General features: G+C 47.3%; 13 protein-coding genes. 7 read left to right on the top strand and 6 right to left on the bottom strand.

Annotation, left to right across the window (positions count from 1 at the left end):
- Nucleotides 1-31 precede the first annotated feature (31 nt).
- A complete protein-coding gene (locus ACI39P_RS04480) occupies nucleotides 32-562 on the top strand; it encodes a biotin transporter BioY (RefSeq protein WP_439719501.1) in 531 nt (176 codons plus the stop codon).
- A gap of 80 nt (nucleotides 563-642) precedes the next feature.
- On the opposite strand, the gene mgtE is transcribed toward ACI39P_RS04480, so the two are convergent.
- Entirely contained in the window at nucleotides 643-1,998 is a 1,356-nt protein-coding gene (gene mgtE / locus ACI39P_RS04475; protein ID WP_439719500.1) for a magnesium transporter, read from the bottom strand.
- Between the two features lie 426 nt (nucleotides 1,999-2,424).
- Between mgtE and ACI39P_RS04470 the strand changes: the two genes are divergently transcribed.
- The 4 genes from ACI39P_RS04470 to mscL all read left to right on the top strand — a co-directional run bounded on the left by ACI39P_RS04470 (nucleotide 2,425) and on the right by mscL (nucleotide 7,207).
- Nucleotides 2,425-2,847, top strand: a complete 423-nt coding sequence (locus ACI39P_RS04470) for a MarR family transcriptional regulator (protein WP_439719499.1) — start codon at nucleotides 2,425-2,427, stop codon at nucleotides 2,845-2,847.
- Between the two features lie 82 nt (nucleotides 2,848-2,929).
- Complete coding sequence (locus ACI39P_RS04465) at nucleotides 2,930-4,693, top strand: ABC transporter transmembrane domain-containing protein (RefSeq protein WP_439719498.1); 1,764 nt, start codon at nucleotides 2,930-2,932, stop codon at nucleotides 4,691-4,693.
- The gene (locus tag ACI39P_RS04460; protein WP_439719497.1) at nucleotides 4,674-6,605 is read left to right on the top strand and encodes an ABC transporter transmembrane domain-containing protein; all 1,932 of its coding nucleotides are present in this window, start codon (nucleotides 4,674-4,676) and stop codon (nucleotides 6,603-6,605) included. The genes ACI39P_RS04465 and ACI39P_RS04460 overlap by 20 nt, the downstream gene beginning before the upstream one ends.
- A 146-nt stretch (nucleotides 6,606-6,751) precedes the next feature.
- Nucleotides 6,752-7,207, top strand: a complete 456-nt coding sequence (gene mscL / locus ACI39P_RS04455) for a large conductance mechanosensitive channel protein MscL (RefSeq protein ID WP_439719496.1) — start codon at nucleotides 6,752-6,754, stop codon at nucleotides 7,205-7,207.
- 130 nt (nucleotides 7,208-7,337) lie between these two features.
- On the opposite strand, the gene ACI39P_RS04450 is transcribed toward mscL, so the two are convergent.
- The 4 genes from ACI39P_RS04450 to ACI39P_RS04435 form a co-directional block, all read right to left on the bottom strand.
- Entirely contained in the window at nucleotides 7,338-8,015 is a 678-nt protein-coding gene (locus ACI39P_RS04450; protein ID WP_439719495.1) for a DUF2812 domain-containing protein, read from the bottom strand.
- A 144-nt stretch (nucleotides 8,016-8,159) separates the two neighbouring features.
- The gene (gene dnaB / locus ACI39P_RS04445; RefSeq protein ID WP_439719494.1) at nucleotides 8,160-9,509 is read right to left on the bottom strand and encodes a replicative DNA helicase; all 1,350 of its coding nucleotides are present in this window, start codon (nucleotides 9,507-9,509) and stop codon (nucleotides 8,160-8,162) included.
- 29 nt (nucleotides 9,510-9,538) lie between these two features.
- Nucleotides 9,539-9,985, bottom strand: a complete 447-nt coding sequence (gene rplI / locus ACI39P_RS04440) for a 50S ribosomal protein L9 (protein WP_439719493.1) — start codon at nucleotides 9,983-9,985, stop codon at nucleotides 9,539-9,541.
- Complete coding sequence (locus ACI39P_RS04435) at nucleotides 9,982-11,985, bottom strand: DHH family phosphoesterase (RefSeq protein WP_439719492.1); 2,004 nt, start codon at nucleotides 11,983-11,985, stop codon at nucleotides 9,982-9,984. Before ACI39P_RS04435 ends, rplI begins: the two co-directional genes overlap by 4 nt.
- Nucleotides 11,986-12,266: 281 nt before the next feature.
- Between ACI39P_RS04435 and ACI39P_RS04430 the strand changes: the two genes are divergently transcribed.
- Both ACI39P_RS04430 and ACI39P_RS04425 read left to right on the top strand, forming a co-directional pair.
- Nucleotides 12,267-13,526, top strand: coding sequence for an AI-2E family transporter (locus tag ACI39P_RS04430; RefSeq protein WP_439719491.1), 1,260 nt, complete (start codon nucleotides 12,267-12,269; stop codon nucleotides 13,524-13,526).
- Between the two features lie 67 nt (nucleotides 13,527-13,593).
- Nucleotides 13,594-14,487, top strand: coding sequence for a CPBP family glutamic-type intramembrane protease (locus tag ACI39P_RS04425; protein ID WP_439719490.1), 894 nt, complete (start codon nucleotides 13,594-13,596; stop codon nucleotides 14,485-14,487).
- Between the two features lie 36 nt (nucleotides 14,488-14,523).
- On the opposite strand, the gene spoVT is transcribed toward ACI39P_RS04425, so the two are convergent.
- The gene (spoVT, locus tag ACI39P_RS04420) at nucleotides 14,524-15,069 is read right to left on the bottom strand and encodes a stage V sporulation protein T (RefSeq protein WP_439719489.1); all 546 of its coding nucleotides are present in this window, start codon (nucleotides 15,067-15,069) and stop codon (nucleotides 14,524-14,526) included.
- Nucleotides 15,070-15,131: the final 62 nt, after the last annotated feature.

Below are 15,131 nucleotides of genomic sequence, written 5' to 3'. Positions count from 1 at the left end.
TCACCAATGAAAAAAGAAAGGAGGAACTCCCATGCGAACAAATACCAAAAATATTGTTTATATCGCTCTGATGGCGGCTATCCTCTGCATTCTGGCCCCTATCAGCATTCCCATTCCCGTCAGCTCCATCGCCCTGACCCTGGCCACCTTTGCCATCTATCTGATCGCTTATGTGCTGGAACCCAGGCAGGCACTGGCCGCCGTAGGGCTGTATCTTTTATTAGGTGCCATTGGGCTGCCCGTCTTTTCCGGTTATATGGCAGGCATCAGCCGCTTTGCGGCCCCCGGCGGCGGCTATCTGGTAGGCTATCTTTTTCTGGCAGGCATCGGCTCCACCTTTGTCCATCGCTTTTCTAAGGCTCTGCCCCAAATTGGCGGCATGTTCCTAGCCACCTGTATCACCTATTGCATCGGCACCTTCTGGCTAGCAAAGGTGACCAATGCGCCTTTTCTGGCAACCCTTCCCGCCGGTGCCCTGGTATTCCTGCCCCTGGATACGGTAAAAATGCTCTTCGCCTGCTGGCTGGGCAGAAAGCTGCAGCAATATCTAAAGAAGGCATAAGCAAATCATAGAAAAAGGCTGACCGGGTTCTGTAAACAGACTCCAGTCAGCCTTCTTTTTCTTCTATTCTCTTTCCTGTATCACAAAACCAGCGCTGTTGCAATGCTGAAATATACTACCAAGGCAATGGCATCTACAACAGTCGAAATCAGCGGACCTGCCATCATAGCCGGGTCCAGTCTGACTGCCTTAGCCAGAATAGGCAAAATACAGCCCAAGGTCTTTGCCAGGATAACCGCAACCCCCATGCTAAGGGAAACTGTCAAGTCGACATTAAAGGGAGTCGCTTTATCAAAAAAGGTCATCCGCACCATGTTAACGGTTGCCAGAACCGCCCCACAGATGATCCCTACCCGCAGTTCCTTGAATACGACCTTAAAGGTATCCCGCATCTGGATATCCCCCAAAGCCAAACCGCGAATGATCATCGCCGAAGCCTGTGAACCGGCATTGCCGCCTGTGCCGGTAATAATCGTCATAAAGCTGGAAAGCATCACCACAGAATCCAGCAGATCCTGATACATGCCAATGACAAAGGCACTCAAGGTGCCGGAAATCATCAGCACGCAAAGCCACGGAATTCTATTCTTCGCCAGTGCCAGCACGCCCATTTTCAAATATTCATCATCGGAAGGCAGGACAGCATTCATCAGTTCCATATCTTCCGTGGTTTCCTGTTCGATAACGTCCACGATATCATCGACGGTGATGATGCCGACCAGGCGCCCTTCCTTATCCGTTACCGGCAGTGCCATCCAGTTATATTTCTTGAAGATATTGGCAACCTCTTCCTGGTCATCCAAAGTGTGTACGGAAACGACATCATCCTGCATCAGGTCGCCAATGGTGCTTTCGTCATCGGCGCAGATGAGCGTCCGCAAGGGCACAACCCCGATCAGCTTCCGCTGGGCATCAATGACATAGCAGGTGTAAATGGTTTCCTTATCCATCCCTACCTTTTTGATTTCAGAAAGGGCAAAGGATACCGTCATATTGGCACGCAGGCGCACAAATTCAATGGTCATCAGGCTGCCGGCGGAGTTTTCCGGATAATTCAAAAAGCGATTGATGAGCTGTCTGGTCTCTGCGTCCGTGTTGCGCAGCACCTTTTTCACCAGGTTTGCAGGAGCTTCCTCCAGAAAGTCCACTGTATCATCCAGAAACATTTCATCTACGATATTCCGCACTTCTCGGTCTGTAATAGACTGCACGATATGCTCCTGGGTATCATTATCCATATAAGAGAATACCTCTGCCGCCACATCCTTAGAAAGCAGACGGAAAATAAACAACTGTTTTTCCGCCGTCAGCTCCTCAAAATATTCCGCAATATTGGCAGGCTGTTCTTCGTTCAATTCCTGTTTTAACTGAAGATATTGTCCGCTCTCCATCAGAGCGGTGTAATTGTCGAATAAAATTGTCATTTCTTCATCCATGTTTTTCACCCCAATTCCAAATAAAAAAGCACCGTATGCTTTTCGGAAATTCTTCCTACATACCGTGCATTTATGCAAAAAAGGGCATAAAAACCAGAGTCAGGCCTCCTCTTGCAGAAAAAGAAGCTGACTGAAATGCACGGTAATATTTTTTTCAGATCGTCGATAACCCTCAGATTCTAAAGGGATACCCTCTTTCGTATGACTACCGTCCATTCCATTTCACCTCCGCTTTTCCTGAATGATTTTTCACCTAACGCTTTCAGTATATTCCTACAAAATTTTTGCGTCAACACCCTTTTTGTAAAAAAAGAGTATTTTTCCCGTAAAATCATGGAGAACTCATGCAGAAAGATTTCCTCTTGACAAAAGATGTATTCCTGAATAAAATATGTAGTATGCTACAGATTAAGGAGGGGCATTTTTATGGGTACCACAAAAGGGGTCGGTTATTATATCAAAACGATCCATGAAAAAATCAAAGTACACGCAGATGCTGATTTGAAACGTCATCATCTGACGCTGGCCCAAAGCCGTGTCCTGATCTATCTGACAGAAGCAGGCGGCGAAGCCACCCAAAAGGAAATCGAAACCTTTTTGGAAGTCTCCCACCCCACTGTAGTGGGCATCGTTTCCCGTATGGAACAAAATGGGCATGTAACCTGCTGGATGGATCCACGGGATAAACGAAACAAAATCGTCCGACTGACGGAGCAAGCTGTTTCCCTGGGGAATGAAATGATTTCCCTCATCGAACAACAGGAACAGGAAATGCTGGCCTCCCTTTCCGCAGAAGAAATCAATGCTCTGTTGCATGCCCTGTCTGTCATTTATAAAAACCTGAAATGAAATATAAGCTGGTCTTTCCAGCTTATTCTTTCGCCAAAAATGTAGCCAGCTACATAATTTCATCATAAAGGAGAGAAAAGTTATGATCCAAACCCTTGCAAAGAGCCTGCGGGAACATAAAAAAGGCTCTTGCCTCACCATTATCCTTTCCATTTTGGAAGTGGTCTTTGAAATCATCATTCCCCTATGCATGACAAATCTGATCGATTACGGCATAGAAAAAGGGAATCTGCCTGCCATCTGGAAATATGGCATCTTTCTGTTGCTGTTTGCAGCAATGCAGCTGATGACAGGCGTCCTTTCCGCCCATTGCGGCGCAAAGGCAGCCGTTGGTTTTTGTGCCAACCTGAGACAGGATATGTACGATAACGTGCAAACCTTCTCTTTTTCCAATATCGATAAATTTTCCACGGCTTCTATCGTGACCCGCCTGACCACAGATATCACCAATATCCAGAATGCCTATCAGATGCTGATCCGCATGGCAATCCGCGGCCCTGTGATGCTGCTGTTCTGTGTCATCGTATCCTTCCGTATCAACAAAGAGATTTCTTTTATTTTCCTCATAATCATCCCCATCATGGCCTTGCTTTTGGGGATCATTGTTGCAAAAGTGCATCCTATTTTCAAAAGGGTGTTCAAAACCTATGATACCTTGAACAACGTGGTACAGGAAAATGTCCGCGGCATCCGCGTGGTAAAATCCTTTCATCAGGAAAATTATGAAATCAAAAAATTCAACGGGATTTCCCAGCGCATTTTTCAGGATTTTGCCAAAGGGGAACGCCTGCTGGCATGGAATACCCCTATCCTGCAATTCTTTCTGTATGCCACGATGCTCCTGATTTCCTGGATCGGCGCCAAGGCCATCGTTGCCAGCGGCAATGACCCAGCGCTGGGGCTGACCACTGGCGAGCTGACCGCCCTTATCACCTATGCCATGCAGATTCTGATGAGCCTGATGATGCTTTCCATGGTATTCGCCATGATCACCATCGCTGTCTCCTCCGCCGGCCGTGTTGCGGAACTCCTGCAGGAAAAAACAGATATCTTCAATCCGAAAGAGCCTGTTATGGCAGTCAAAAACGGGGATATCGATTTTCAGGATGTCAGCTTTGCTTATGCTTCCAAAGCAGATAAGCAAGTTCTGGATCATATCAATCTGCATTTCAAATCCGGCGAGACCATCGGCATCCTGGGTGCCACCGGTTCTTCCAAATCCAGCCTAGTACAGCTGATCCCCCGTTTATATGATGTAACAGGAGGAGCCCTGCTGGTAGGCGGCGTCGATGTCCGAAAATATGATCTGGATACTCTGCGGGATGCCGTTGCCATGGTGCTACAGAAAAATGAACTGTTTTCCGGCTCCATCAAGGAGAACCTGCGTTGGGGCAACGAAGCCGCTTCCGACGAAGAAATGGAACATGCCTGCAAACTGGCCTGCGCCGATGAATTCATTCGTTCCTTCCCCGATGGATATGATACCCATATCGAACAAGGGGGCAGTAATGTTTCCGGCGGTCAGAAGCAGCGCCTTTGCATTGCCCGTGCATTGCTGAAAAAGCCCAAAGTCCTCATTCTGGATGACTCTACCAGTGCCGTAGATACCAGAACGGACGCAGAAATCCAGAAGGCTTTTGCCGAATATATCCCAGAAACCACTAAAATCATCATTGCACAGCGTATCAGCTCTATCCAGCATGCCGACCAGATCGTCGTTCTGGATGACGGGAAGGTTTCCGCCATCGGCAAACATGATGATTTATTAAAAACCAACGCCATCTATCGTGAAGTATATGAATCTCAGCAGAAAGGAGGAAACGAAGATGCCAAAGAAACCAAATAAAATGCCCCCAACCCCTCCCCAGGATATGCCCAAAGGCATGCCCCCTATACAAGCACTGAAACGCATCTTTTCCTACACAGGGAAATATAAAGCCTCTCTGTTTGTAGTCGTGTTCTGTATCCTGCTCAGTGCCATTGCCAGTGCAGCATCCTCTCTGTTCCTGCAGATCCTGATCGATGATTATATCGTGCCTCTGCTGGCAACAGATCATCCTGTTTTCACCGGGCTGCTCCATGCTCTTATCACACTGGCGGCTGTCTATCTTATCGGTGTTGTCTCTGCCCTGCTGTATAATCGCCTGATGGTGACCATCGCCCAAGGCACCCTGAAGCAGATCCGGGATGAAATGTTTGCAAAAATGCAGTTTTTGCCTATTCGTTATTTCGATACCCATACCCATGGCGATACCATGAGCCTGTATACCAACGATACCGATACCCTGCGCCAGATGATCGCTCAGTCCACCCCTCAGCTGATCTCTTCCGTGTTTACCATCGCTGCCGTGTTTATCTGCATGCTCTACCTGAGCATTCCCCTGACCGTCGCCGCTGTGGTAACGATGTATCTCTGCCTGAAAATTGCCGGCTTCACTATGAGCAAAATCGGCTTTTTCTTCCTGGAGCAGCAGCGTACCCTGGCAGATTTGAACAGCTATGTGGAAGAAATGGTAAACGGGCAGAAAGTTGTCAAAGTATTTTGCCATGAAGAAAAATGTAAAACAGAACTGCAGGAGAAAAACGAAGCTTGGAAAAAGAGCGCATCCAGTGCCAATGGCCATGCCAACTCCATGATGCCGCTGATGAACGCCCTGGGCAATGTACAATATGTCATCATTGCTCTGATCGGCGCTTATATGGCGGTCAGAGGGATGACCAACTTCAGCCTGCAGGGCGTAAACTCCATGACTTTGGGGATTATCACATCCTTCCTGACCTTATCCAAAAACTTCAGCAACCCCATTTCCCAGATCTCCAACCAGTTCAACTCCATCGTTACCGCATTGGCAGGGGCTTCCCGCATCTTTGCTTTCATGGATGAAGAACCGGAAATCGATGAAGGCAACGTTACGCTGGTCAACGCAAGAGAAGAAAACGGCACATTGACAGAAACCGCAGAACGCACTGGTATCTGGGCCTGGAAACAGCCCAATGCAGACGGTTCCTTCACATACACTAAGCTGCAGGGGCATGTAGTGTTTGAACATGTTGATTTCGGCTATACGCCCGAAAAGCCTGTTCTCCACGATATCAACCTTTATGCAGAACCAGGGCAGAAAGTGGCCTTCGTTGGCGCCACAGGGGCAGGCAAAACCACCATCACCAACCTCATCAACCGCTTCTACGATATTACCGATGGGAAAATTTATTACGATGGCATCCCTATCCGCAGCATCTGCAAAATTGACCTGCGCCGTTCCCTGGGTATCGTTTTGCAGGATGTCAACCTCTTTACCGGAACCGTAATGGAAAACCTGCGCTACGGCAACCCCAACGCCACCGATGAAGCCTGTATCGCTGCAGCAAAGCTGGCAAATGCCGATGGCTTTATCCGCATGCTGCCCCATGGCTATGATACAGTACTGCAGGGAGATGGCAGCGGCCTTTCCCAGGGGCAGCGGCAGCTGATCTCCATCGCCCGCGCCGCCGTTTCCGATCCTCCCGTTATGATTTTGGACGAAGCCACCTCCTCCATCGATACCCGCACAGAAGCTTTGGTACAGAGCGGTATGGATCGGCTAATGAAAGGGCGTACTGTATTTGTCATTGCCCATCGTCTTTCTACCGTACAAAATTCTGACGTTATCATGGTATTGGAGCATGGCCGTATCATCGAACGAGGCGACCACGACAGACTGATTGCCGAAAAAGGCACGTATTATCAGCTTTATACCGGCGCCTTTGAACTGGAATAAATCTATCCCACTTATTCGACAGCCTTTACCAATTTGAAAGAAAATTTTCACTTTCTATTGGAAGGGCTGTCTTTTTTTGCTATAATGAGGGGCAAACAAGCTATCTTATGCTGCGAATTGGTTATAATCATTGAGGAGGGATTCCCATGGCATTGAAAGATACTATCAAAGAATTTAAAGAATTTGCCATCAAAGGCAATGTAGTTGATATGGCAGTCGGCGTTATCATCGGCGGTGCTTTCGGCAAAATCGTCACATCCTTTGTAAACGACCTGATCATGCCCGTCATCGGCAAGATTACCGGCGGTACGGATTTCACCCAGATGTTCCTGCCTCTGGATGGCAATACATACGCAACTCTGGAAGAAGCGCAGGCAGCCACAGCGACCATTGCTTACGGCTCCTTTATCACACAGGTGCTGGATTTTCTGATCGTAGCAATCGTAATTTTCTGTGCGCTGAAAATGCTGATGAAATTGAAAAGACCTGCGGCCCCGGAACCCGAAGAAGCACCTACCACAAAGGTTTGCCCTTTCTGCAAATCTGAAATTGCCATTGATGCAACCAGATGTCCCCACTGTACTTCTCAGTTGGAAGGCTAACCCTTCCGGGGCTTGCCAACCTCCAACAAGGGGAATCCTTCTCCTTGTCCCCATTTCCGAAAGCATTCCTTTCTGCGAAAGAATATCCGATTTAGAACGTAAAAAAAGAGAGACTTATTCTCTCTTTTTTTCATCTTAATTTCACATTGCAGTAAAAATACAGTCCTAAAATAACTAGCCCCCACAACAGAGAGAAAAACCCCTGCTTTCGTGCCGCTCTCCAATCAGTATATTCTTCCGGAATATCTCCCTCCTGTATGCGTTCCTTTTTCTGCTGCAGGCGGCGAATACTCCAAAAGCCTCCCAAAAATGCCAGCAACAAAGACGGTGCCAATTGCAAAAGAAAACGCAATGCCATTTCCCCAGCCAATACAGGGGTGCCAAGTATCAACAAAGCAATCAGCCAACCGAAGAAAACTACCCCCAAAACCATTCTTCGGCTCAGCCGGTCATTTTTCTTCTCCTGTTCGATCTGAACGTCGATTTCTTCTATCAGTTCCTGCCGGTCCACCTCTGGCTCCTCCGCAAAAGGGTCTCTTTCCTTCACAAAAACATATTCCAGCTCATAATGGCAGACCTCCTGCCAGCCTTCTGCCGCATAAACCATCCTTTTTTCCTCCGTCAATACCTCTTCCCTTGTCTCTATTCGATAGTGCAGATACTGGGATTCTCCCTCCCGAAAGATATACATCAGGTGGTTCATATCTTCCAAAATCATTCCCTGCTCTGCCATTTCCCGGAGGAGATATACAGTCCCCAGCCTTCCCGATGCAGCAGTTTTCCATTTTCTGATCCGCTTTTCTCTCATCTCTATGCCCCCTTTCCCTTTTTTCATCATATCATGGTATATTTTCCGCCGCAATTTCCGGCAGAAAATCGTAAGAATTTCGTAAACAATTATGGTCAACCCAAACAAAAAGCCCCAAACCAAAAGGCTTGAGGCTATGTTTTCTTAAAATTTCTTCAGGAAGTTTCCAAACTTTGTATACTGACCCATCCAAGTCAAATCGACGGTACCCGTCGGGCCATTTCTCTGTTTTGCAATAATCAGTTCCGCCTGATTCTTTTTTTCCGTATCAGGGAAATAATATTCATCCCGATACAGGAAAGCCACCACATCGGCATCCTGCTCGATGGCACCGGATTCACGCAGGTCGGAAAGCATGGGGCGATGGTCTGCACGCTGTTCGCAGGCACGGCTCAGCTGGCTCAGGGCGATCACAGGTGCTTCCATTTCTCTGGCAATGGCTTTCAGGGAACGGGAAATTTCGGAAATTTCCTGCTGACGGGAATCGGTTCTGCCATTGCCGCTCATCAGCTGCAAATAGTCGATGACGATCAGCCCCAGCCCTTTTTCCACCTTCAGCCGGCGGCATTTGGAACGCACCTCCATAGGCGTCACGCCGGGGGTATCATCGATATAGATAGGCGCCTGAGACAAAGGCCCCATGGCACGGATCAACTCCGTCCAGTCGTTATCCTCCAATTCACCAGTACGCAGCTTTTGGGCATCCAGCATGGCTTCTGAACAAAGCATACGGTTGACCAGCTGTTCCCGGCTCATTTCCAGAGAAAATACCGCTGTTGGCACATTGGCACGGATGGCAGCATTTTGCACGATATTCAGCGCAAAAGCCGTTTTCCCCATGGAGGGACGGGCCGCCAGCAAAATCAAGTCGGATTTCTGCAGACCTGCCGTTTTGGCATCGAAATCCACAAACCCTGTAGGCACACCGGTCAGCTTCCCTTTGGAACGATAGATATCCTCAATCTTTTCGATGGAGCTTACAGCAATATCCCTGATATGATGGAACTGCTCGGAATGGCGTTTCTGCATGATATCAAAAATGCCCTTTTCTGCCGTATCCATAATGACATTGACGTACTCTTTCCCTTCATAGCTCATCTGGGAAATGTTCCCCGCCGTACGGATCAGACGGCGCAGGACAGATTTTTCTTCTACAATAGCGGCATAATGGCGCACATTGACTGAGCTGCCCACTGCCGCGGAAATATTGGCAAGAAAAGGCAGGCCGCCAATCTGCTCGAACTGCCCTTTTTCTTCCAGTTTATTCTTTACAGTAATGATATCGATAGGCGCACCAGAACGATAGAGCTCCTCCGCCGCTTCAAAGACCATACGGTGGTCGGGGCGATAAAAATCTTCCCCCGTCAGCACTTCCAGCGCTATAGAGGCTGCCTCTCTGTCCAAAAACATGGAACTGAGGACCGCCTGTTCCGCCGTTTCATCATGGGGCGGCACACCACGGGTATATTCATTTTGTTTTTCCTGTTGTTCCATATTTTCCTCCCGGGGTCAAAAAAGCAATTTTACGCTTCTACGATTTTGATTTTCACTTCTGCGGTCACCTTGGGGTGCAGTTTCACCACAGCTGTCCGTTCGCCTACCATTTTGATGGGATCGCCAATGGATACTTTCTTTTTATCGATATCCAGCTTAGTCTGTTCTACAATGGCTTCCGCAACTTCTTTATTTGTTACAGAACCGAACAATTTTCCATTGCCGCCTGTTTTTACTTTAACGATAACAACTTTATCTTCCAGGGCTTTTGCAGTTTCCTGGGCTTTTTCCAGTTCTTCCTGTTTGCGCTTTGCGTCTGCTTTCTGTTTCAGTTCATAGTCGTTCAAGTTGGATTTTGTTGCTTCCACTGCCAGCTTTTTGGGCAGCAGGAAGTTCTTTGCATACCCTTCGCTGGCATTGATCAAATCCCCTTTTTTGCCGACACTCTTCACATCCTGTAATAAAATCAGTTTCATACGGTTTCCTCCTTCAAATATTCCTCAATGGCATTGCGGATCTGTTCCTTTGCCTCCTCTGTGGTGCAGCCCTTCAGCTGCGCCCCGGAAACGGTGAAATGACCGCCGCCGCCCAATTTTTCCATAATTCTCTGTACATTGATATCCCCAAAGCTGCGGGCGCTGACATAGATCGTATCCCCCACCTTGCTGCAAACAAAGGAAGCCTTGATGCCAATCACATTCATCAGATCATCAGCCGCCTGCGCTGCTGTCAGCATGGAATTTTCCACATCGGAGGGACAGACGGAAATGGCCATGCAGTCATGGAACAATTCCGCGTCACGAATTGCCGTCGCCTTTGCTTTATAAGAATCCATATCATTCTGAAACAGCATTCTGACACGGATGCTGTCTGCACCATTGCGGCGCAGGAAGCCTGCCGTTTCAAAAGTAATGGCCCCTGTTTTCACTGCGAAATTCTTCGTATCCACAGTAATACCTGCCAAAAGGGCATCTGCTTCAATGGATTTTAATTTGATCTTCTTGCCAATGTGCTGAATCATTTCCGTAATCAGCTCAGCGGTAGAAGATGCGTAAGGTTCATGGTAAATAAGCACCGCCTGGTCGATAAAGTCTGTACTCTTTCTATGATGATCGAATATCACGATCTTCTTTGCCGCCGCCAAAACCTGGGGACTTTCCACGATACTGCTGCGATGGGTATCCACCACGATGACAAGGCTCTTCTCATCCATCATCTTCAACGCTTCCGCGTCTTTGATAAGGGCTGTTTCATAATGCCCATTTTCCGCCATATTCGCATACAGATGCTTGATACCGACACTAATATCATTCATCATGATAGAGCATTTTTTCCCCATGGCTCTTGCAATCGCACAGATCCCCATACAGGAACCCAAGCTATCCAAGTCAGCGTTCCGATGCCCCATGACAAAGATACTGGATGCTTCGCCCATCAATTCCCAAAGAGCATCCGCCTTTACACGGGCACGGATACGGGAATTTCTGCCCATTTCGCCGGCCTTGGCGCCATAGAACAGATATTTTTCCCCTTCCTTGATCAAAATCTGATCGCCGCCGCGGCCCAATGCCAAATCCAGTGCCGCCTTTGCGCTCTGCATGGCATCTTCCAGAGAGCCGCCGCCAACGCCAATCCCCATGCTCATGGTCACGGGAATATGCTCCCCTACGCTGATCTCGCGAATGGTATTCATGATATCAAATTTCTTTTCCTTCAAAGCTTCCAAATCGCCCTTGGAAAGCAGAAAAATATATCTGTCCTTTTCCAGCTTTTTCATGACGCCATTGGCATCTATGGCAAACTGGGTCAGCTTTCTGTCCACCACTGCGGAAAGCAGGGGCTGTCTGTCCTCCGCCAAAGAATCCACAACATCTTCATAGTTATCCAAGAAAAGCAGGCCAATCACTGTTTCACTGCTGTCCAGCTGCTGTTCCAGCTCATATTGCCTGGAAATATCCACCATGGTCAGGTTCAGCACTGCGCCTACGGCACCGTTTTCCTCCACAACTTCACATTGGTTCAGCATGGCATCATAGAACTTTCCTTCTACTTCCACCCTGCTGTGTTTTCCTGTACCTGTTTTTTTCATCTGTTCCACCACAGGTACAACCTTTTTCATATCGGGGAACTCCTTTGCAAAGGTCTCGTTGACCATCAGGATATGCCCGCGGATATCCAGCACCGCATAGGGAATCGGCATATGCTGGGGAATGGGGAAATTCCGCTGCAGCACAGCTGTATCCAGAAAAGTAACTCTGTCTTCCTCTTCTTCATCTGCCCCGGCGCCGCCGTCTCCCAAAAGAGACCAGGCAAAAAAGCCCGCCACGGCTCCTGCAATGGCACCGATGCCCAATCTGGTATCGATGATAAAGCAAATACAGATACACAGCACCACCGCCGCTGCGCCTACCATATTACTTTCCCCTTTTTTCTTCTTATCGTTATTATCGTTGCGATTATCGCTCCTATCGTCCATAAAAAGACCTCCATCAAAGCAAAGCTCCTGTTTCTTTCATTTTATATTTTTGAACCTTCTTTGCTAATTACACAGTATAACATAAAAAAAGAGACGACTCAACAATAAATTGCCTTCTCCCGCCTTCCTTCAAAAACTGCAAAATATGACATTTTTTAACATGTTTCTTTCTGGAAATTAAAAATTTTAACAGGAATCCTATAGCATTCCCTGCAATTTCATAGTATCATAAATATGATGTCCATTTTATAGGCATCCTACATTTGATTCGAGGTGTCAAAATGAGAAAGTTTGATATTTTTAGACGCAGCAATAGAAACGATCAGGATAAGCTGCTGGCAAAAATCAGCGTCTATCTCTTTCTGGTCGCTGCCGCGCTCATTTTATTTGAAAAGATCATCGGCAATCTGACTGGCATCGGCAGCAGCATCGCTACCATGTCCAGCTATTTGAAAGCCTTGGCTGCGCCTTTTCTGATGGGCTTTGCCATTGCCTATGTCATGAATCCTTTCATGAACTTTTTTGAAAGAGTCTTGAAAAAAAACGGGAAATATTTTGAACAGCATCAAAAACAGACCCGTACTCTTGCCATTCTTATCAATTATACCATCATCATCGGCGGAACGATCTGGATCATCATCTATCTGGTTCCCGAAATAAAGGATTCCATTATTTCCTTTGCAACGAATATCACCACATATTCCCAGACGATGAATATGCGTATTCAGAATCTCTTCGACCAGATCACTTTTATCGACAGTGAAGATGTCAACAATGTCATCAACCGCATCCTGAAACCCCTGCAGAATGCATCAGAACATGCACCGGAAGTCATTGAGACCATTGCGGGCAATATTTATGAATTCGGCCGGGTAACATTCCAGTTCATCATGGCTATCTTTATCTCGTTTTATATGCTTTATGATAAAGAACGCTTTGGAAAAAAATTCCGAAAAGGTCTGTATGCTTTTTCCACCAAAGAAAAAGCAGAACGTTTTTTCAGCAATGCCAACTGTGTGCACCATATTTTTCAGGATTTCATCGTTGGGAAGGCCATTGATTCCTTGATCATCGGGATTCTGGCCTTTATCGGGCTGACCTTTATGCAGGCTCCCTTCCCGCTGATCCTGAGCCTGATTATCGGTGTGACCAATATGATCCCTTATTTCGGTCCTTTTATCGGTGCTATCCCTGCCCTCTGCATCACTCTGCTGATCGATCCTGTTCTGGCCATTTGGGTCGGTATCTTCATCCTGATCCTGCAGCAGTTTGACGGCAACTTCCTTGGCCCCAAGATTCTGAGCAATTCTCTTGATCTGAGCCCCCTTTGGATCATCCTTGCTGTTTTGGTGGGCGGCGCAGTGATGGGGCCTTTGGGGATGTTCATCGGCGTGCCCATCTTCGCAACGATCAAAACCTTCGGGGGGGAATATATCAACCGCAGATATGAAAAAAAATACCCTGTCAATGATCCAATGCATCTTTCCGAAATTTCTGATACAGAAAATATAGATACGGAAAAAAAAGATGAGATTTCCTGACAAAAAAATCTCAAGTCGTTTGCAGACTTGAGATTTTCTACTTTTTATTACGAACGGAGGCCTCTTCATGACTGAAACAAGAAGAACCAATTTTTTTGCCATGCTGTTTTTCATTTACTTCATCGGGGTATCCTTTGCCTTGGCCTTCCTCCCGGCAACGGCAAACCTTTCCGACAGTTCCTATATGCTGCTGGCGCAGCTGCTCTGTTTCCTGCCCCCGCTGACGCTGTATTTTCTCTTTACGAAAAAAAATCCGAAACAGGTTCTGCGTCTGAATCCCCTGGGCTGGAAGAATGCACTCATCATCCTCTCTTTCGGGATTTCCATCCAGCCCTTGATGAGCCTGCTTTCTTACGCAGCAGCGCTTTTTTTTCCCAATCCTGTAGAGCAATCCGTCAGCGGCATACAAAGCTCCGGCTTTCTGCTTTCTCTGCTTTCTGTTGCGGTCTTTCCCGCCCTTCTGGAAGAAATTTTTTCCCGGGGCATCCTGCTTTCCGGCTATGCCTTCTTAGGAAAATGGAAGGCAGCCTTTGCCAGTGCTTTACTCTTTGGTCTGCTGCATCTGAATCCCCAACAGTTTCCTTATGCCTTTGTGGTAGGATTCCTCTTCTGTTTTCTGGTGGAACGAACAGATTCTCTTTTTGCATCCATCCTGCCCCACATGGTTGTCAATGCTACTACCATCTTCAGCATTTTCTCTGAAACAGCTACGGAAACTGCAGCGGCGGCAGAAATGAGCGAGACTGCCATCTTGTTGGCCTTGCTGTTGATGGCTCTCCTTTCCATTCCCTGGCTGGCTCTGCTGCTGTATCTGTTCCTGCGGATCAACCCGCCCAAAGAGGAACTGCCTCTTTTCGATGAAAATGAAAAACCTTATCGGGAACGGTTCCTCTCTCCTTCTCTGATTATCATTCTTGCCATATATGTCATATTCGGCCTTTTGCCCTATCTGACCCCATAACAGGATAAAAAGGTGTCGACAAAGTCGACACCTTCTTTATTGTTCCATCTGTTTGCCTAAAAACCCTGCCGCTGTCTGCGCCAGCTTTCCTTCCACCTCGCCCATTTTCTGATCCTTGGAAAGGAAAATGATTGCCCCCATAGCGTCTCCTTCCGCAATGATCGGAACGATCAGCTGATGATTATAGGTTTCCGCAGAGTCATCCTCCAACACAGGAACGAAATTGGAATCGTTCCGTTCTGCGATCAGCGCTGTACGCTTGTTGATACAGTTTTCCATTTCAGGGCTGATATGCTTTTCAAAAAATTCCTTTTTGCCCCCGCCGGATACGGCAATGATCTGATCTTTATCCACAATGCAGGTGATATGCCCCGCTGTCTGCGCCAGGGATTCCGCATATTCCTTGGCAAATGCACCCAATTCCCCAATGGGGGAATATTTTTTTAAGATGATTTCCCCTTCCCTGTCGGTAAAGATTTCCAGAGGGTCCCCTTCCCGGATGCGGAGCGTTCTTCGGATTTCTTTCGGAATGACCACACGTCCGAGGTCATCTATTCTTCTGACAATGCCTGTTGCCTTCATTGTATATTCCTCCTGCCAAATTTTTAGATTTATTGTAAAAGTAGTATTTACAGGAAGAATTG

It is taken from the genome of Anaerotignum sp. (genome assembly GCF_051877975.1).
Taxonomy (GTDB): domain Bacteria; phylum Bacillota; class Clostridia; order Lachnospirales; family Anaerotignaceae; genus Anaerotignum_A.
This window is presented reverse-complemented; position numbering and strand designations above follow the sequence as displayed.

Bases quoted from the DNA above. Each gene is read 5' to 3' on its own strand.
- ACI39P_RS04480 (WP_439719501.1), top strand. From the start codon at position 32: ATGCGAACAAATACCAAAAATATTGTTTATATCGCTCTGATGGCGGCT.
- mgtE (WP_439719500.1), bottom strand. From the start codon at position 1,998: ATGGATGAAGAAATGACAATTTTATTCGACAATTACACCGCTCTGATG.
- ACI39P_RS04470 (WP_439719499.1), top strand. From the start codon at position 2,425: ATGGGTACCACAAAAGGGGTCGGTTATTATATCAAAACGATCCATGAA.
- ACI39P_RS04465 (WP_439719498.1), top strand. From the start codon at position 2,930: ATGATCCAAACCCTTGCAAAGAGCCTGCGGGAACATAAAAAAGGCTCT.
- ACI39P_RS04460 (WP_439719497.1), top strand. From the start codon at position 4,674: ATGCCAAAGAAACCAAATAAAATGCCCCCAACCCCTCCCCAGGATATG.
- mscL (WP_439719496.1), top strand. From the start codon at position 6,752: ATGGCATTGAAAGATACTATCAAAGAATTTAAAGAATTTGCCATCAAA.
- ACI39P_RS04450 (WP_439719495.1), bottom strand. From the start codon at position 8,015: ATGAGAGAAAAGCGGATCAGAAAATGGAAAACTGCTGCATCGGGAAGG.
- dnaB (WP_439719494.1), bottom strand. From the start codon at position 9,509: ATGGAACAACAGGAAAAACAAAATGAATATACCCGTGGTGTGCCGCCC.
- rplI (WP_439719493.1), bottom strand. From the start codon at position 9,985: ATGAAACTGATTTTATTACAGGATGTGAAGAGTGTCGGCAAAAAAGGG.
- ACI39P_RS04435 (WP_439719492.1), bottom strand. From the start codon at position 11,985: ATGGACGATAGGAGCGATAATCGCAACGATAATAACGATAAGAAGAAA.
- ACI39P_RS04430 (WP_439719491.1), top strand. From the start codon at position 12,267: ATGAGAAAGTTTGATATTTTTAGACGCAGCAATAGAAACGATCAGGAT.
- ACI39P_RS04425 (WP_439719490.1), top strand. From the start codon at position 13,594: ATGACTGAAACAAGAAGAACCAATTTTTTTGCCATGCTGTTTTTCATT.
- spoVT (WP_439719489.1), bottom strand. From the start codon at position 15,069: ATGAAGGCAACAGGCATTGTCAGAAGAATAGATGACCTCGGACGTGTG.